The organism is Flavobacterium sp. Root186, from assembly GCF_001428525.1.
Taxonomy (GTDB): domain Bacteria; phylum Bacteroidota; class Bacteroidia; order Flavobacteriales; family Flavobacteriaceae; genus Flavobacterium.
On the sequence record NZ_LMHW01000010.1, the window covers coordinates 810,681 to 829,472 of the forward strand.

Here is an 18,792-nt window from a genome sequence, read left to right on the forward strand (position 1 = left end):
ATCGATGATTTTTAATTTTTTATGATTCAGAACCCCTTGTTTTTACTTGGTTTTTAATGTTTTATGAAAAATAAATTAAAAAAAGTTTGCAAATTTAGACCGATCGGTCTAAATTTGCAATGTCAAAATGAAAAAGATTATGAGTAAAGCAGAACGTACAAAACAGTTTATTATTGAAAAATCGGCTGCGATTATCAATAAAAAAGGAATGGCCGGAACCTCTCTAAGCGATATTATGGAAGCCACAAAACTGGCAAAAGGCGGTATTTACGGAAACTTCGAAAACAAAGAAGAAATTTGTAAAGAATCGTTTTTGTATTTGAGATCTCAAATGGCGGTTAAATTAGACAATGCAGTTTCTCAGGGAAAAACAGCCAAAGAGAAACTTTTTAAATTATTGGATGTTTATGATAACCCAAACAATATGGTTGACGGCTGTCCGATTTTAAATTTTGGAATTGAAGCTGACGATACCAATCCGTTTATAAAAGAGCAGGTAAAAAAAGCTATTATTTCTGCCCAAAAAAGACTTTTTGATATAGCCGAATTAGGAATTGCCAACAAAGAAGTTTCTCCTGAAATAAACCCGAAAGAGTTTAGTATTAAAACATTTGCCATGATTGAAGGCGCTGTTTTATATCGAAAAGTTTTTGATAATAATGACCAAATGAAAATTGTTTTAAAAAACATTAAAAGCGAATTTGAAAGATATGTTATCTAAAATATTTTTTTTAAAATATTTTAGACCGATTGGTCTATTTTGTAATAAATTAATTAATAATAAGAATGAGAAATTTAAAAGAGGATCACAAAGGATTCAGTACCATATTGGCTTTGGCCTTAATTCCGTTATCAGGGTTTGCAACAGATATTTATCTGCCTTCGCTTCCTGCAATGACAAAAGATTTAAATGTTTCGGCATCGGCCATTCAGCTTACGTTAGTATTTTTTATGTTTAGTCTCGGCATAAGCCAAATTTTTATAGGTAGTATATTAGACAGTTTTGGACGTTTTAAAATCAGCATTGCATCGCTTGCTGTATTTTCAATAACCAGTTTTGTTATTGCGCTTGTTCCGGATATTTTTGTAATATATGCCATGCGTATTATTCAGGGAATCGCCATAGCTTTTATCGTAATTGCAAAACGTGCTTATTTTGTTGATTTATTTAAAGGCGAAAAATTAAAAAGCTACATTAGTTTGTTTTCTATCATTTGGGCAAGCGCGCCCATTATGGCCCCATTTTTAGGTGGATATCTGGAACATAGTTTCGGTTGGAAATCTAATTTTTATTTCCTGGGCGGATTATCATTACTTATGTTGCTTTTGGAACTTCGCTATAGTGGAGAAAGTATAAAAGAACTGCATCCGTTTAAATTTAAATCGATTACCAATACCTATTCAAACATGCTGAAATCGACGGATTTTACTTTAGGGTTCGTAATTTTGGGAATCACTTTTGCGATCGTTATCATGTTCAATTTAACCAGTCCGTTTATAATAGAACGTATTTTTGGATACTCGGCAATAACAACGGGTTACAGCGCTTTATTATCTGGATTGTCAGTTATGATTGGCGGAATTACGGCAAAATCTATGATCAAAAAGCCTTTGGCAAAAAAAGTGGGAACTGCGATAACCATTCAGCTGATTTTGGCCTTACTGATGATTTTTACCTCTTCTTTTGAAAGCAATATTTATACTTTGGTTGCTTTTACAATGGGGTTGAATATCTGCGGAGGTTTTATATACAATATCGTTTTGGGGTATTGTTTAAGCCGATTCTCCAAAAATGCAGGAGTTGCCAGCGGATTAACGGGTGGTGGAGCTTATATGGTAAGCGCACTTTTTAGCTACAGTTTTGTGAATATATATGCTGTAAAAAGTCAATTTTTGTTAGGATTGGCAAACGTCTCTTTGATCGCAATTGTGGGTATAGTTTTTATCATTTTCAATAAATACAGATTGAAAAACTAACCTTCTAAATAGTATAAAATGATGCCTTTAAAACTTAGATTTTAAAGGCATTTTTTTTATTTTAAAAATTTAATGATTAAATTTTTTGTAGTACAATATTTATTTGTGCTCAAACACATTTAAAGTTTAAGTCAAATAATTCAAAAACATGTAATAAAAAACTTTCAAAATATTAAAATTTTGTGTTCGAACACATTTTTTCTAATTATTTTCTTGCAAATTACAATACAATATTTACTTTAGTCAGAAATAAGCTTTTTTATGTTACTCAAAGAGAATAAAATAGAACATTAAATTGATGTTTTTATTTCTAAATTGAAATACAGAAAAGGCGTATTTGAAATAGAAAATATTGCAATATTCTATCTATAATTTTTTTTAGTTGTTAACCCAAAATATCAAAATTATGAAAGTCAAGAAAATTACATTTTTTATTTTAATGTGTTTTGTACAAGGTTTTTCGCAAACCTATGTATCTACAACAGGAAACGACACGACTGGTACAGGGACCGCCGCCCTGCCATACAAAACAATTGTAAAAGGAGTGCAGGCCGCTCCATCTGGAGGAACCGTTTTAGTGCTTTCCGGAACGTACGCTGTTACAGGACCCATTTATGTTGGAAAACCTTTAACGATTCAAAAAAGCGGATCTGCTGCTGTAGTCGTAAACGCTTCGGGATGGACAAGCTCTGATACTTATGTTTTAGGAATTGTAAATACTAGTAATGTTACAATCGATGGTTTGACGATTTCGAACAAAATAGGAAACGGAAGTAAAGGAATCTGGGTTTTAGCTAATTCTGGTGCAACGGCCAATTTAAATAACATTACCGTTAAAAACTGTATTGTTAGAAATATCGGCTGGATCAGCAATAATCTTTCGTCAATTCCTGTAAACAGCGGTATTGTTGCCAATGCGATTAAAGTCGACGGTGGAAACGGAACTTATGCCATCACAAACGTAAAAATCGATAATAACGAAGTAAACAATTGCGCAACAGGCTGGGGAGAAGCTGTAACCGTAACTGGAAACGTAAACGGATTTTCGGTTTCTGGAAATACGGTTTATGACATCGCCAATATCGGAATTGTAGCTGCAGGAAATTATTTGTCAACCGGAGCAGCAAGCAATAATCAGGCGCGAAATGGTGTAATTGCTTCAAACGAAGTTTTTAATTGTATGAGTGCTGTTGCCAATAGCGCGGGTATTTATGTCGATGGTGCTTTAAATTGTACGGTACAAAGAAATGAAGTTTACAGATGCGGAGTAGGGCTTTCTGTAGGCGCAGAACAAAATACTTCAACCGGAAACGGAGGTCTTTCTACAGGACATATTGTAAACAACAATTCGGTTTATAATAATGTTATAACCGGAGCAATTTTTGGAGGTGTTAACGGTTCTGGTTACACGACAAGTGTGGGAAATACCAAAATCTTTAATAATACTTTTTACAAAAACAGAACCGGAGCAACTATTAACGGGGTTACCACTATTCAGGGAACTTCGGTTGCTACATTAGCCGATATTTACGGAGGTGAAGTGCATTTTCAAAACAGTTCTGGAATTACATACAAGAACAATATTATGTATGCTACAACGGGTAAAAAAGCATTTTTAGCTTCCTACGGATATACGATTTCAAGCTTTGTTTCTAACTATAATTTATATTACAGAGAAACAAATACTGATTTTATAATCGATTTAACGGGAACAAGTTTTAACGGAAGTTCTACAACAGGATCGTATAATGCGGCGCAGTTTGCCACAACAACCGGACAAGATGTAAATTCTGTAGTAGGTTTACCAGGATTTGTAAATGCAGCAACTTTTGATTTTACGCTGGCTTCCGGAGCTTTTGCAACAGATAAAGGAGATCCAACTTATAATTCGACTTATTCCGGAACTTTAGATTTTGATGATGATATTCGAAAAAGAAACGGACGTGTCGATATCGGATGTTCTGAACTTCAGACAGGATCGACCGCTAAAAAAGCAGCAACTGCAGCAGTTGCTGAAGAACAAACTGCCCCAAGCTTTTCTGTTTTTCCTAATCCGGCTTCAGATGAAATTAATATCAATTTCGGAAAAAGCGTTACCGCAGCCCATATCATTTTATTGGATTTAAACGGAAGAGAGCTTTTAAAACAGGATTTCAATTCTGTTGAATCAGCAAGAATTAATATTTCAAGTTTGAAGATCAATTCGCAATTAGTGATTCTTCAAATAAATGCCGATAACGAAATTACACACAATAAAATTTACTTAAAATAATACAATTTAGGAGCAGAAGAATTTTTTCTTTTGCTCCTTTTTATTTTTTTCAAAATTCCGTACCTTTTTAGAATGAAAAATTACAATGTAAACCGAATCGAGAAAAATATTTTACAAATAAATGGTTTGGGAGATAATCCTTTTTGGAATAAAGCAGAAATTCTAACCGATTTTACTTCGCCATGGAGTAATTTAGAACCTGAAAAAATCGAATTCAGATCGTTATGGGATATGGAGAATATTTATTTCTGCTACAAGGTTTATGATGACAATATTCATATTGACAGACAAGACGATTCTATTGACAGCATTGGAGAATCAGACAGAGTTGAAATTTTTTTCAGGACTGACGAAACTCTGAATCCCTATTATTGCCTAGAAATTGATCCTACGCCAAGAATCATGGATTTTATGGCTTCTCCTAAAAAGAAATTTGACTTTGACTGGAACTGGCCAGAAAATAACCTGTCGGTAAAATCAAGTATAAAAAGCGATCATTTTATTGTAGAATTTGCCATCAGCATTCAATCGCTGAAAAACTTTCATTTAATAAAAGACAACGTTATTGAAGCCGGAATTTTCAGGGCCAAATATATCAAACAGGAAAATAAATTATTTGAACCCACCTGGATTACGTGGGTAAATCCAAATACCGAAACACCAAATTTTCATATTGCAAGTTCTTTTGGAACTTTGACTTTAGTTTGATTATAAAAAATAATCCTTAGCGTTCTCCGTATTTACAATATCAATTGGAAGTAATTTTTCAGGGCTGATTTCTTTTTCAAAAATAAAATGCTCAATTAAACTTGTTGTTCCCAAATAAGCCTGACGTTTTGGGTTTTGATGAATCAAAAAATCAATGGTTTTATTGTTCAAATATTCAAGATTATTCTCCAGTAAGTCATAACCAACAAGCGCGATTTTCTTTTCAGGATTTTTTGCAATAATTTTTGCAACCTGATACGCTTTTGAAGTCGTAACAAAAAGACCTTCAATTTTCGGATTAGCATCCAGAAACTCTTTCAGCGTACTTTTAAACTGCGGATGTTTTACCTTAAAGGTTTTTATTTCGAATTTTCCGTTTTCAAGATTCTCAAAATAATCCCTAAAACCTTTCTCTTTTTCCTGCATGTGAATGGCGTTTTCGTAATCTTCATCAATATGAACAATTGCGATTGTACCTTTCTTAATCAGTAAATCTAATAATCTTGCGGCAATTCTTCCGCTTTGAAATAAATCCTGTCCAACAAAACTTTTTATAGCGCTGGATTTAAGCTGATTATTAAAAATACTCGAAATAATGCCTTTAGAATTATAGGTTTCGATAGCATCAAGAGCTTCTTTATGAAATAACGGCACAAGCAGAACCGCATCTGGAGCCGAATTTAATACATTTTGATTCGTTTCTACAAATGAAGAAGTACTTGTAGGATCAAACAGGAAAATCTCCACTTTTACGTTAAAAGATTTAAACTCTTTTTTGGCTTCGTTTATACCATCAATACAGGGCTGCCAATACGGATCGTTTGCAGAATCAGGAATCAGGACACAAATGGAGTAAATCTGCGTTTTCTTTAAACTTCGGGCCATTAAATTAGGCTGATAATCAATTCTGTCCAGAACTTCATTTACCTTTTTTAAAGCATCTTCAGATACTTTTCCTCTTTTATGCAAAACACGGTCAACAGTCCCTTTTGAAACTCCTGCAAGTTCTGCAATATCCTTTATTGTATAAATCTTATCCATATAGAAACAAATATATATAAAAATCAAATATGAGAAAATATTAAATTACATGTGTTCGAAAACATTTTTATTGTGTTCGAGCACATTTTAACACAATTTTCTTTTTTTATAAAATATTAATATATACTTTAGCCGAATATTAATCACATTGTGCATCATATTAACGATATAATTGTCAGATTAATATTTATTTTTCGATTTATAAGAGAAATTTTCAATATCTAAAAATTGCAAAATAATCGCTTTTATAAAATCATTTTAAAAAGCTGAAAAAAGACCAAAAACTTTAAAAATAATAACCAACTAATAATACTATTTAAATGAGCAAAAGTAAACCTACTCTCGTGATCCTGGCGGCAGGTATTGGAAGTCGATATGGAGGATTAAAACAGTTAGATACATTTACGCCCGAAGGAGATACAATTATGGATTTTTCGATATATGATGCATTGCAGGCAGGTTTTGGAAAATTTGTATTTATTATAAGTAAAAACATTGAAGAAGAGTGTAAAGAAATATTCAATAAAAAACTGGAAGGAAAAGCAGAAGTAGGATATGTTTTTCAGGAAATTGAAAATGTACCGCCGCAATACTTAAATCCGGAAAGAAAAAAACCGTGGGGAACCGGACATGCACTTTTAATGGCAAAAGATGAAGTTACTGAAAATTTTGCCATCATAAACGCCGATGATTTTTATGGAAAAGAAGCTTTTGAAATCATGGCAAAAGCCCTGACAGAAATGGATAAAGAATCATACAATTTTAATATGATGGCGTATCTGCTTAAAAATACCGTTTCAGATCATGGTTTTGTTTCAAGAGGAGAATGTCAGGTTGATGAAAATAATTATCTGACAGATGTTACAGAACGTACGCACATCGAAAAAATAAACGGAAAATTGATGCGTAAAGACGATAACGGAGAATTTATTCCAATTGATGAAAATACAATCGTTTCTATGAATTTTTGGGGTTTTACGCCAAAATGTTTTGAGTTTGGGGGCGCACTTTTTGAGCAGTTCCTAAAAGAAAACGAACACGATTTAAAAGCCGAATTTTTTATTACATCTGTCGTAAATGAGATTTTAAAATCAGATAATGCGTCTGTCGAAGTGCTTCAGTCCAATGCAAAATGGTTTGGAGTGACTTATAAAGAGGATAAAGAAATAGTAAAAAAAGAAATTGAAAAGTTAAGAACGCAAAAAGTTTATCCAACAAATCTTTGGTAATATGACAGCCGAACAACTAAAATTTATATTCGAACAGTTTGACCATATCGAGGTTTTTAAAACCTTCGAAGAACTGTCTTCCGGTCATATTAATGACACCTATTTACTAACGACTCAAAGTGGTAAACAATTTATTTTGCAGCGTATTAACGAAGGTGTTTTTAAAGATGTTCCGGGTTTAATTGCCAATAAAGTCAGCGTAAGCAAACATTTGCAGAAAAAATTAAAACATTTATCTGAAGCCGAATTGAAGCGCAGGGTTTTAACTTTTATCGGAACAAAAAAAGGCATTTTTTATTATCAGGACAAAGACGGAAATTTCTGGAATGTAATGGTTTATATTGAAGGAAGTCTGACTTTTGAAACCGTTAAAAATGAAGAGATTGCGTACGAAGGCGGTAAGCTTTTCGGTGAATTTTTAAATCTTACGAGTGATTTTGATGCCAGAAAACTGACAGAAGTAATTCCGAATTTTCATAATATGGCATTTCGTTATGCGCAGTTTGATACCGCTTTAAAAGAAGCTTCAGAACAAAGAATTGAGCAGGCAAAAATCTTAATTCAAAACGTTCAGGATTTAAAAGAAGAAATGCATATTCTTCAAAATCTAAAAGACACAAAAAAAATAAAACTCAGAGTTACGCACAACGATACAAAAATCTCTAACGCACTTTTTGACCAAAACAAAAAAGGACTTTGTGTGATTGATACTGATACGGTTATGCCCGGAATTATTCATTATGATTTTGGGGATGCGATCAGAACAATCTGCAATACAGCAGCCGAAGATGAACAAAATCTCGATTTGGTAAACTTTAATCTGGAGTTTTATAAAGCGTATGTAAAAGGGTTTTTAGAGAAAACAAATTCCTCGCTTTCAACACTTGAAATAAAATATCTTCCGCTTGGTGCAAAAACAATGGTTTTTATAATGGCACTTCGTTTTTTAACGGATTTCCTGAATGATGATGTGTATTACAAAACAGAATATCCGGAACATAATCTCGATCGTTCAAGAAACCAATTTAAGTTAATTGAAAGCCTTTCAGAACAATTCAGAGAAATGGAAGATTATAATTTGAATTTCATTGGATCATTAAAATAAAAAAGATGAAAAAATATGTAATTACCGGAGGCGCCGGTTTTATAGGAAGCCATATTGCCGAACATTTATCCAATCAAGGACACCAGGTTTTGATACTTGATAGTCTTAGAACGGGATTCGAACACAACTTAAACGGATTAAATGTTGAATTTGTAAAAGGCGACATTCGTGATGAAAATTTGGTCAATGAAGTAATAAGCGGAGCAAACGGTGTTTTTCATTTAGCAGCTTTAGTGAGTGTTCCCGAATCTCTTTTGAAAATCAAAGAATGTATCGAAATCAACACAATCGGAACGATTAATATTCTCGAAGCTGCAAAAAATAATGCAAATTGTAAAGTCGTATTGTCAACATCGGCAGCGAATTATGGCAATAATCCGGTTTTGCCAAAAGTAGAAACTATGTTTCCGGAACCCATGACGCCGTATGCAATCACCAAATTAGACGGTGAATATTATTTAAAAATGTATTTAGATCAATATCAGGTTCAAACGGCTTCTTTAAGATATTTCAATGTATTTGGGCCGCGCCAGAATCCAGAATCGGCTTATGCGGCGGCAGTTCCTATTTTTATCAATAAAGCACTTCAAAACGAACCTATAACCATTTATGGAGACGGATCGCAGACCAGAGATTTTATTTATGTAAAAGATGTAGTAAAAGCTAATATCCTGGCTTCGCAAAAAGGAAATGAAACGTATAATGTCGCTTTAGGACATAGTACATCGGTTTTAGAACTGGCCGAAAAAATTATAAAAATCACCAATTCTAAATCGCAGATCAAATTTTTAGACGAAAGACCCGGCGATATCAAACATTCAAAAGCCAATCCTGAAAAATTCAACCAATTGGGTTTTAAACCAGAATATACAATTGATCAGGCATTAGAAGAAACCATTCTTTTTTACCATCAGGAATTAGTCAGCAAATAAATTCAAAATAGTAACCTAAACCAAAACCAGAATTATGTCACAAATCGATCTTACATTAAAAAAAGAGCAAAACAGCACTTTGATTCCCATGGTTATTTTAACCTCTTTGTTTTTTATTTTTGGATTCGTAACCTGGTTGAACGGGCCGCTGATTCCATTTTTTAAATTAGCGTGTGAACTAACCGAATCACAATCGTATTTTGTGACGTTTGCTTTTTATATTGCCTATTTTGTCATGGCGATTCCATCTTCATTTTTAATAGAAAAAGTAGGTTACAAAAACGGAATTTCATTAGGATTAGGTGTGATTGCAGTTGGAGCATTATTATTTTATCCCGCCGCAGCTTCCAGAACTTTTGGATTTTTCCTAATAGCATTATTTGTAATGGGAACAGGTTTAGCCGTTTTGCAGACAGCAGCAAATCCGTATGTAGTCGTAATTGGCCCGCGTGAAAGTGCCGCAGCGAGAATCAGCGTTTTAGGAATTGCAAATAAGCTGGCAGGTTTTTTGGCTCCGTTACTTTTGACTTCTTTAGTTTTATCCAATATTGGAGATTATTCTGCAGATAAAATTGCCATTATGACTTCGGTTCAAAAAGAAACTGCTTTAGATGCATTGGCTCTGCAATTGCAGACTCCATACATTTATATGGCGGTAATTATGCTGGTTTTGGCAGTTTTGGTGAAATTTTCTCCGCTTCCTGAAATCAATTTAGACAATGAAGGGCAAGTAGAACATTTAAGTATTTTCAAACAAATAAAAGAAGCATTCAAACATCCGCAATTAGTTTTTGGAGTAATTACATTAATGGTTTACATCGCAGCAGAAGTTTTGGCCGGAGATTCCATCGGCGGATTCGGAAAACAATTGGGAGTTTATGGCGAAAGCGGTTCTTTTTACTTAAAACTAACTTCGTTTACCATGACTTTTATGGTTGTCGGATATATTTTAGGAATTACTTTGATTCCAAAATATGTTTCGCAGGTTTTTGCCTTAAAAGTGTCCGGATTTTTAGGACTTATTTTGGTTGCCTTAATCGTAATACTTTCTCCTAAAATCATGATTCAGTTACCGGGAATTCCACAATTGCCTGTAATAATTGTTTTGGTTGCTTTGTTAGGTTTGGCAAATGCACTTTGCTGGCCGGCGATTTGGCCAATGGCACTTCAGGATTTGGGCGGATTCACAAAAATTGGCGGCGCCATATTAATTATGGGAATTATTGGCGGCGCTGTTTTTCCATTATTTTATGGTTTACTCGCCGATACAATTAATACTTCAAATGCAGCTGAAGGAATTGCTGAAACAGCAAAAAGCGGAAATCAATTGGCCTATTTAATATTATTACCGGCCTATTTAATGATTGTATTTTTTGCATTCAAAGGGCATAAATACAGGAGCTGGTAGTCATTTCGAGGAACGAAGGAATCTTACTATAAATTCTACAAAGACGAGCAAGTAGAACTTTTATAAAGCTTCACCTCAAAGTTTGTCATTCCGAGGAACGAGGAATCTCCGCAAGAAACTCCACATCGTAAATCGTCAATCTTTGTCGAGCTTCTTGCGAAGATCCTTCCTCCGTCAGGATGACAAGATTGAGGAGTAACTTCACAGAACACAAACATTCATCCAACATAAAAATCAAGCACTCAAATATCCAAATTTGAAGTGTTCCAGCTTAACTCATGCTTTTTTTAACCAAAAAAGCATCCAAAAAATTAAATCAAAAACATATTAAAAATATCCACAATGTTAAAAAGTAAAATAGACAAAGCAACCGGTTTTGAAAAGCGCTTCGAAAACATCAACACCGTTGTTTTTGAAAATTCAGGAGAAGCTTCAAAAGCTGTTGCACAGGAAATTGCAGCTTTAATCCAGTCGAAACAAAAAGAAAACAAACCTTGTATTTTAGGTCTGGCAACAGGTTCTTCTCCAAAAGGGCTTTACGCTGAATTGGTAAGGCTTCATAAAGAAGAAGGCCTGAGCTTTAAAAACGTAATCAGTTTTAATCTGGATGAATATTATCCGATGGAACCCAACTCAATCAACAGCTATGTTCGTTTTATGAAAGAACTTTTGTTTGACCACATTGATATTTTACCTGAAAACGCCCACGTTCCTGACGGACTTTTAACCAAAGAACAAATTGCGGATTACTGCCACGAATACGAAGCAAAAATCGAAGCTTTAGGCGGAATCGATCTGCAGATTCTGGGAATTGGAGGAAACGGACATATTGGTTTTAACGAATCGGGTTCGCTTCAAAATTCAAAAACGAGATTAGTTGCTTTAGATCATATTACAAGAGTAGCCGCAAGTAAAGATTTCTTCGGATTAAACAATACGCCGAGAACAGCAATCACACTTGGAGTGAAGAAAATCATGGAAGCCAAAAGAGTTATTTTACTGGCTTGGGGAGAAGGAAAAGCAAACATCGTAAAAAGATCAGTTGAAGACGAGGTTACAAACAGAGTTCCGGCTTCTTTTTTACAGGAACATGATGATGCTGTTTTTATTTTAGATAAGGAAGCTTCTTCAAAATTAACCAGAATCAATAANAGCCCAGTCTGTAATAGGATTTTTTGCTACTCCAGATGTTACAAACAGAGTTCCGGCTTCTTTTTTACAGGAACATGATGATGCTGTTTTTATTTTAGATAAGGAAGCTTCTTCAAAATTAACCAGAATCAATAAACCGTGGCTGGTAGAGAAAATTATCTGGACAGATAAATTGACAAGAAAAGCAGTTTTAGGACTGGCGCTTGATCTTAAAAAGCCAATTTTAATGCTGACCGATGCCGATTATATCGAAAACGGAATGAGNAGATAAATTGACAAGAAAAGCAGTTTTAGGACTGGCGCTTGATCTTAAAAAGCCAATTTTAATGCTGACCGATGCCGATTATATCGAAAACGGAATGAGCGATTTACTGGCAGATTCCGGACCGGCATACGACATCAATATTAAAATATTCAATAAGCTTCAAAATACTATTACGGGCTGGCCTGGCGGAAAACCGAATGCCGAAGATACCAACCGTCCTGAAAGAGCAGAACCGGCTAAAAAACGTGTATTGATTTTCAGTCCGCATCCCGATGATGATATTATCAGTATGGGAGGAACTTTCATGCGTCTTCAGGAACAGGGACATGAAGTGTATGTGGCGTACCAGACTTCAGGAAATATCGCTGTTGCGGATGATGAAGCGTTACGTTTTGCAAGATTTGTGATTGATTATAATGAAAAATTCAACATTAAAAGCGAAGAAGCAGACAACATCTATAAAAAAGCACAAACGTTTTTAGAAAATAAAAAGAACAGCGAAATTGATATTCCGGAAGTGAGATACATCAAAGGATTAATCAGAAAAGGAGAGGCGANTATAAAAAAGCACAAACGTTTTTAGAAAATAAAAAGAACAGCGAAATTGATATTCCGGAAGTGAGATACATCAAAGGATTAATCAGAAAAGGAGAGGCGAGAGCCACAAGTCATTTTGTTGGWTTRACYGATGATCAGATTCATTTTATGGAGCTTCCGTTTTATGAAACCGGAACGATCGAAAAGAARCCAATCGGACAAGAGGATATTCAGTTAACAATGGATTTAATTGAGAAAATCAAACCGCATCAAATCTATGCCGCAGGAGATTTAGCAGATCCGCACGGAACMCATAAAGTTTGTCTGGATGCTATTTTTGAAGCTGTAAAAGCTTTAAAACCAAAACCGTTTATGAACGACTGCTGGCTGTGGTTATACMGMGGMGCYTGGCAGGAATGGGGAATTGAYGAAGTTGAAATGGCAGTTCCGATGAGCCCTGATCAGGTTTTGGCAAAACGTCACGGAATCTTCAAACACCAGTCTCAAAAAGATGGAGTTGTTTTTCAGGGAACAGACGCCAGAGANGAAGTTGAAATGGCAGTTCCGATGAGCCCTGATCAGGTTTTGGCAAAACGTCACGGAATCTTCAAACACCAGTCTCAAAAAGATGGAGTTGTTTTTCAGGGAACAGACGCCAGAGAGTTTTGGCAGAGAGCCGAAGACAGAAACAGAGAAACCGCACAAGTCTACCAACAAATGGGACTTTCAAGCTACGCAGCGATGGAGGCTTTCGTGAGATGGCACTACTAAGGTAGGTTTCAAACCATATAAGTTATATAAGTTCATTTAATTAAAAACGGAGAACTAAAACTTATAATGTCTTATATAACTTATATGGTTTAAAATTAATCTGTGGTAAAAAACAAAAATAATTATAAGTAAAAATGGCATTAATAAAATCAATTTCAGGAATACGAGGCACAATTGGCGGGGTTGTCAATGAAAATTTGACTCCGGTAAATGCGGTGAAATTTGCTGCAGCTTACGGAATGTGGCTTAAAAGTGAAAACTCAAATCAATCATTAACCGTAATTATAGGGAGAGACGCCCGGATTTCGGGAGAAATGATTAGCAATCTGGTTTCGAATACGCTTACAGGTTTAGGAATTAATGTGGTTGATATTGGTTTGTCGACAACGCCAACTGTTGAGGTAGCCGTAACATTGGATAAAGTCGATGGCGGAATCATCATCACGGCAAGTCACAATCCAAAACAATGGAACGCTTTGAAATTACTAAATCATAAAGGAGAATTTTTAAATGCTGAAGCAGGAGAAAAAATCCTGAAAATAGCAGAAGATGAAAATTTTCTTTTTGCAGAAGTGGACGATTTAGGAAAATACGAAAAGAAGGATGGTTACATCGAAAAACACATTGACGAAGTTTTAAAATTAGCTTTAGTTGATGTTGAAGCCATTAAAAAAGCCAATTTTAAAGTAGTTGTCGATGCTGTTAATTCGACAGGAGGAATTGCGATTCCGAGTTTGCTGGAAAAATTGGGAGTTGAATGCGTGAAATTGTATTGCGAGCCAAATGGCCATTTTCCGCATAATCCGGAACCTTTAAAAGAACATTTGACTGATATTTCAGAATTGGTCGTAGCAGAAAAGGCAGATTTCGGAATCGTGGTTGATCCGGATGTTGATCGTTTAGCGATTATTTGTGAAGACGGTTCGATGTTTGGCGAAGAATATACACTTGTTGCCTGCGCTGATTATGTTTTAGGAAAAACTAAAGGTGATACGGTTTCTAATTTATCCTCTTCAAGAGCATTACGAGACATTACTTTAAAACATGGAGGAAAATATCAGGCAAGTGCTGTTGGAGAAGTAAATGTTGTCGAATTGATGAAAACCACAAATGCTATAATTGGCGGAGAAGGAAACGGTGGAATTATTTATCCGGCATCGCATTACGGACGAGATTCGTTAGTTGGAACGGCATTGTTTTTATCGCATTTGGCAAATGAAAAAGTTTCATGCAAAACGCTTCGCAAAAGTTATCCGGATTATTATATGAGCAAAAGTAAAATTGAGTTAACACCGGAAATTAATGTTGATAAAGTTTTGGAAAAAATCGCTCAAAAATTCGAAAATGAAAAGCCGAATTGTGTCGATGGAATTAAAATAGATTTTGAGGAAGAATGGGTGCATTTGAGAAAATCAAATACAGAACCCATCATTAGAATTTATACCGAAAGCAAGTCACAGAAAAGTGCAGATGAATTAGCAGAAAAATTCATTCTGTTCATTAAAAATTTATTGTAAAATAATCGTTCAAAAATCGATCTCAGCTTAAATATAAATTTTATTCTAAATTGAATAAAGTGCTGATTTTAAAATAATAAAAAAATCATTTAACTGTGATTTTTAATTAAATGAATATCAAAATAAATGATTTGGTTTTCGATTAATAATAAATTTTTTTAGACAATTTTTTAAATTCTTACAAGATAAATATTTGAAAATGATAAGAATTTAATAATACTTTTTCTAAAAAATGTGCTCGAAAACACTTTTTTTATGTGCACGAACACATTTTTTCGGTTTTGCCATTGTTTATTAAAAAATATTATTTAGTTTAGCCATAAGTAAGTCAAAAAACAGCTTTTTTTTATCCGTTTTTTTAAGCTTAAAAATCAATTTTAAAACTCAAAAAAAGGACTTCCTAAAATAAATAAGCAGCTGATTATTAAAAGAAAAAAATAAAACAAGAATATCAATTAAGAAAAATAACCAAACGAAAACAAAAACAAAAAACAGACAAAATTTATGAAATCAAAAAAAACATAACCGACCCATTTCGCTTTGTGTTTGAAAAAAGCCTTAACCATTTTTTACTCACGCAAAGTATGCTTTTCACATTAACCATTAAACTAACCAGAATAATATGAAAAAAAGTAACAAGTTACTATACAGTAACTATCAGGAAATAAAATTTAATTTAAAGACAGTACTCACGGTCTTATTTCTGATAGTTTCTGTTTTTAAAGTAAGCGCGGTTTCCTCTACAGAAAATGAGAAGAAATCAGAAATTATAAATAAAGAGTCAGAAGCAGATATAACAATAAAAGGTACTGTCTTAGATGAATTAGGACAGCCAATGATTGGCGTTACCATTTTGCCGAAAGGATCATCAAGAGGAACAACCACTGATTTTGACGGAACGTATACAATCATAGTTCCTTCTACTACAGAAGCCCTTTTGTTTTCTTATGTAGGATATGATCCAAAAGAAGTTGCAATAAATGGTCAAACCACAATTAAAGTCTCATTAGTACCATCGTCAAAAAGTTTGAATGAGGTAGTTATTGTAGGTTACGGAACTCAAAAGAAGAAAAATGTATTAGGGGCAATTTCTTCTGTAAAATCAGATGCATTGGTTTTATCTGCCGCACCTTCTGTTTTAACGGCTCTTCAGGGAAAAGTAGCGGGTTTGCAAATTGTACAAAATAGTGCACAGCCAGGAGGAGGATTTAATATCCAGATTCGTGGTGCGGGTTCTATAAATGCAAGTAATCAGCCTTTGGTTGTTGTTGATGGATTTCCTATTACAGATTTACAGCAGCCAGGAACAGGAAACCGTTATGACGGAGGTACACAAAGTATCTTAAATTCCTTTAACCCAAATGATATCGAATCTATTGAGGTTTTAAAAGATGCGAGTTCTACGGCAATTTATGGTGCCAGAGCGGCAAATGGCGTAATTTTAATTACCACTAAAAAAGGAAAAGAAGGCGATGTAAGAGTTGATTATTCAGGTTCTTATTCATATCAAAAATACAATGACAGCTATGAAGTTCTGGATTTGAAAGAATGGATGCAATTGCGTAACGATGCTGCAAAAGAAAACTGGGAATTTATTAATAAAGTATACCCGTATTCTCCTAAAACTTTAGAAGAAGCAAACGCTGCACCGGTAAACGGAATTCCGTACAAAAGAGTTTATTCTGATGAGCAGATTCGTAACGCTGGAAAAGGTACAGATTGGCTTGGACTAGTTACGAGAGATGGAATGATTGAACAAAATAACCTTTCATTACGCGGAGGAACAAAATCTACTAAATACTTTTTATCAGGAAACTTATTCAATCAGGAAGGAGTTATTCAAAATTCGGGATTAAAAAGAACTACGTTTCATTTTAGCATCGACCAAAAATTGACAGATTATATCAATTTTGGAATGAACATGACTAAAAGCCGAATCAAAAATCAAAACTCACAATTAGGAGGAGATCAATTTGAAAATTCAGGAATTATACGTTCTGCAATACAGCAAGGACCAAATATTTTAGCAATTGATGAATTCGGAAATTATCCTATAAATCCGGATAATGCCTTAGAACCAAATCCATATTCATTGCTCACCATTTCAGATGAAGGAGTTATAGACAGATCGTTAACCAACTTTTATGCTGAAATAAAACCAATAACCGGGCTTACAGCAAGATTTCAGGCAGGATTTGATCAGGGAAATTCAAAAAGAAGTACGTATTTACCAAGAACGACTTTATATGGAGCGTTAGAAAATGGTAAAGCCACGATCAATTCTCTTGAAAAAAATGATGATTTATTTGACTTCACATTAAACTATACAACAAAAATAATGGAAGACAACACGTTTGGTTTAATGGTGGGTTATTCAAGACAAACGTACAGAACAGAAGCTGCAACATTAGGAAACAGCAACTTTATTACAGATGCATTTTTATGGAACAATATAAATGCCGGCGCAGGAACAAAAGTGACAGCATCTTCAAAATCTGAAAATAATTTCATTTCCTATTTTACCAGATTTAATTATTCATACAAAGATAAATACATGCTGACTTCGACAATTCGTCGTGACGGTGCAAGTGTATTTGCAAAAAATAATAAATACGGATTGTTTCCTTCAATTGCAGTTGGCTGGGATGTTTCTCAGGAATCATTTATGAAATCGATAGACAATTATGTGTCACAGTTTAAAATTAGATTTGGATACGGACAAACAGGTAATGCATCAATTGGAGGAAGTGCCTTTGGAGCTTTCTACGCACAACCCGCTTATTTAAATCCAGATGAATCAATATTAATTGGTGTATTTCCTTCAAGACTTGAAAATCCTGATTTAAAATGGGAAACAACTACAGAGAAAAACTTAGGTGTTGATTTTGAATTGTTTAATAGAAGAGTTTCAGGATCAGTTGAGGTTTATGACAGAGTAGTTTCAGATTTATTGACGCTAAAACCAATTAACAGTTATCAGGAAATTAATACCGTTTGGGCAAACATTGGAAGTACACAAAGTAAAGGGGTTGAGGTTACATTAACTACAAAAAACATTGATACTCCTGATTTAAAATGGAACACGACTTTTAGTTACTCACAATTTAGAACAAACTGGAAAGAACGCGCACCAGACTGGAAACCTTCAGTTTATATGAGTTACAATGATCCGGTTCGTGCACAATACAGCCAAATCGCTGATGGTGTTATGCAGATTGGAGAAGTAGTTCCGGCACAGCCAGATTTATATCCCGGACAAATTAAAATTAAAGATCTTAATGGTTTTGTGAGAGATGCTTCAGGAAATCCGGTTACAGATGAAAATGGTGTCTTTTTAAGAACCGGAGCACCAGACGGAAAAATTGACGAAGCGGATAACGTTTTATTGGGTTCAGCAGATCCTGATTTTGTGGCAGGTTTGTACAATATAATTACATGGAAAAATTTTCAGCTGAGTTTTCAATTTAATGGAATGTTCGGAAGAGAAATTGTAGATCAAACAGATTTTGCTTACGGCGTAACAGCAGTTGGAGTAGCTCAAAACGGTAGAAATGCAGTTAGAAATATCTATAACAGATGGACGCCGGATAATCCAACAAATACACGTCCAGGTTCACATTTTGGATATACACAATACGGTTCGGGAGATTTCTTCATGCAGGACGCTTCGTTTGTACGTTTGCAAAATGTATCGCTTAGTTATAATTTTCCGCAAAGATGGTTTGGTAAATATATACAGGGAGCTGCGATTAGATTAGACGGACAAAACCTTTTTACCATTACAAAATATGATGGTATTGATCCTGAAACAGATGGTTATGCAGCAGCGTATCCAAATGTAAAAACATACACAATAGGAATTGATCTTAAGTTTTAAT

General features: G+C 34.4%; 11 protein-coding genes and 5 pseudogenes. 15 read left to right on the top strand and 1 reads right to left on the bottom strand.

Features of this window, described 5'->3' with window-relative positions:
• Nucleotides 1-139 precede the first annotated feature (139 nt).
• The 4 genes from ASD98_RS07415 to ASD98_RS07430 all read left to right on the top strand — a co-directional run bounded on the left by ASD98_RS07415 (nt 140) and on the right by ASD98_RS07430 (nt 4,957).
• A complete protein-coding gene (locus ASD98_RS07415; protein WP_056202176.1) occupies nt 140-721 on the top strand; it encodes a TetR/AcrR family transcriptional regulator in 582 nt (193 codons plus the stop codon).
• 65 nt (nt 722-786) lie between these two features.
• On the top strand, nt 787-1,977 hold the full coding sequence (locus tag ASD98_RS07420; protein ID WP_056202181.1) for an MFS transporter: 1,191 nt from the start codon (nt 787-789) through the stop codon (nt 1,975-1,977).
• A gap of 406 nt (nt 1,978-2,383) precedes the next feature.
• Nucleotides 2,384-4,249: a T9SS type A sorting domain-containing protein gene (locus ASD98_RS07425; protein WP_056202183.1), complete on the top strand. Its 1,866-nt coding sequence runs from the start codon at nt 2,384-2,386 to the stop codon at nt 4,247-4,249.
• A 72-nt stretch (nt 4,250-4,321) separates the two neighbouring features.
• On the top strand, nt 4,322-4,957 hold the full coding sequence (locus ASD98_RS07430) for a carbohydrate-binding family 9-like protein (protein WP_056202186.1): 636 nt from the start codon (nt 4,322-4,324) through the stop codon (nt 4,955-4,957).
• On the opposite strand, the gene ASD98_RS07435 is transcribed toward ASD98_RS07430, so the two are convergent.
• On the bottom strand, nt 4,958-5,998 hold the full coding sequence (locus ASD98_RS07435; protein ID WP_056202188.1) for a substrate-binding domain-containing protein: 1,041 nt from the start codon (nt 5,996-5,998) through the stop codon (nt 4,958-4,960).
• A gap of 320 nt (nt 5,999-6,318) precedes the next feature.
• Between ASD98_RS07435 and ASD98_RS07440 the strand changes: the two genes are divergently transcribed.
• The 11 genes and pseudogenes from ASD98_RS07440 (at nt 6,319) to ASD98_RS07475 (ending at nt 18,791) form a co-directional block, all read left to right on the top strand.
• On the top strand, nt 6,319-7,227 hold the full coding sequence (locus ASD98_RS07440) for a sugar phosphate nucleotidyltransferase (protein ID WP_056202191.1): 909 nt from the start codon (nt 6,319-6,321) through the stop codon (nt 7,225-7,227).
• 1 nt (nt 7,228) lies between these two features.
• Complete coding sequence (locus ASD98_RS07445; protein WP_056202194.1) at nt 7,229-8,332, top strand: phosphotransferase enzyme family protein; 1,104 nt, start codon at nt 7,229-7,231, stop codon at nt 8,330-8,332.
• 5 nt (nt 8,333-8,337) lie between these two features.
• Nucleotides 8,338-9,264, top strand: a complete 927-nt coding sequence (locus tag ASD98_RS07450) for an NAD-dependent epimerase/dehydratase family protein (RefSeq protein ID WP_056202197.1) — start codon at nt 8,338-8,340, stop codon at nt 9,262-9,264.
• Nucleotides 9,265-9,298: 34 nt separating this feature from the next.
• Nucleotides 9,299-10,672, top strand: a complete 1,374-nt coding sequence (locus tag ASD98_RS07455; protein WP_056202201.1) for a sugar MFS transporter — start codon at nt 9,299-9,301, stop codon at nt 10,670-10,672.
• A 396-nt stretch (nt 10,673-11,068) separates the two neighbouring features.
• Nucleotides 11,069-11,823: pseudogene (nagB, locus tag ASD98_RS07460) on the top strand (glucosamine-6-phosphate deaminase); the annotation flags it as partial.
• Nucleotide 11,824: 1 nt separating this feature from the next.
• A pseudogene (locus ASD98_RS24315) lies at nt 11,825-12,088 on the top strand (glucosamine-6-phosphate deaminase); the annotation flags it as partial.
• A gap of 1 nt (nt 12,089) precedes the next feature.
• A pseudogene (locus tag ASD98_RS24320) lies at nt 12,090-12,646 on the top strand (PIG-L family deacetylase); the annotation flags it as partial.
• Between the two features lies 1 nt (nt 12,647).
• Nucleotides 12,648-13,171 (top strand): annotated as a pseudogene (locus tag ASD98_RS24325) (glucosamine-6-phosphate deaminase); the annotation flags it as partial.
• A 1-nt stretch (nt 13,172) separates the two neighbouring features.
• Nucleotides 13,173-13,397, top strand: a pseudogene (locus ASD98_RS24330) (glucosamine-6-phosphate deaminase); the annotation flags it as partial.
• Nucleotides 13,398-13,531: 134 nt separating this feature from the next.
• Nucleotides 13,532-14,914 carry a phosphoglucosamine mutase gene (glmM, locus tag ASD98_RS07470; protein ID WP_056202202.1) on the top strand — a complete coding sequence of 461 codons (1,383 nt, stop codon included), beginning with the start codon at nt 13,532-13,534 and terminating at the stop codon, nt 14,912-14,914.
• Between the two features lie 622 nt (nt 14,915-15,536).
• A complete protein-coding gene (locus ASD98_RS07475; protein ID WP_056202205.1) occupies nt 15,537-18,791 on the top strand; it encodes a TonB-dependent receptor in 3,255 nt (1,084 codons plus the stop codon).
• The last annotated feature ends 1 nt before the right edge of the window (nt 18,792 follow it).

Coding starts and splice junctions, on each gene's coding strand:
- ASD98_RS07420 (WP_056202181.1), top strand. CDS start 787: ATGAGAAATTTAAAAGAGGATCACAAAGGATTCAGTACCATATTGGCT.
- ASD98_RS07445 (WP_056202194.1), top strand. CDS start 7,229: ATGACAGCCGAACAACTAAAATTTATATTCGAACAGTTTGACCATATC.
- glmM (WP_056202202.1), top strand. CDS start 13,532: ATGGCATTAATAAAATCAATTTCAGGAATACGAGGCACAATTGGCGGG.
- ASD98_RS07430 (WP_056202186.1), top strand. CDS start 4,322: ATGAAAAATTACAATGTAAACCGAATCGAGAAAAATATTTTACAAATA.
- ASD98_RS07450 (WP_056202197.1), top strand. CDS start 8,338: ATGAAAAAATATGTAATTACCGGAGGCGCCGGTTTTATAGGAAGCCAT.
- ASD98_RS07440 (WP_056202191.1), top strand. CDS start 6,319: ATGAGCAAAAGTAAACCTACTCTCGTGATCCTGGCGGCAGGTATTGGA.
- ASD98_RS07455 (WP_056202201.1), top strand. CDS start 9,299: ATGTCACAAATCGATCTTACATTAAAAAAAGAGCAAAACAGCACTTTG.
- ASD98_RS07475 (WP_056202205.1), top strand. CDS start 15,537: ATGAAAAAAAGTAACAAGTTACTATACAGTAACTATCAGGAAATAAAA.
- ASD98_RS07435 (WP_056202188.1), bottom strand. CDS start 5,998: ATGGATAAGATTTATACAATAAAGGATATTGCAGAACTTGCAGGAGTT.
- ASD98_RS07415 (WP_056202176.1), top strand. CDS start 140: ATGAGTAAAGCAGAACGTACAAAACAGTTTATTATTGAAAAATCGGCT.
- ASD98_RS07425 (WP_056202183.1), top strand. CDS start 2,384: ATGAAAGTCAAGAAAATTACATTTTTTATTTTAATGTGTTTTGTACAA.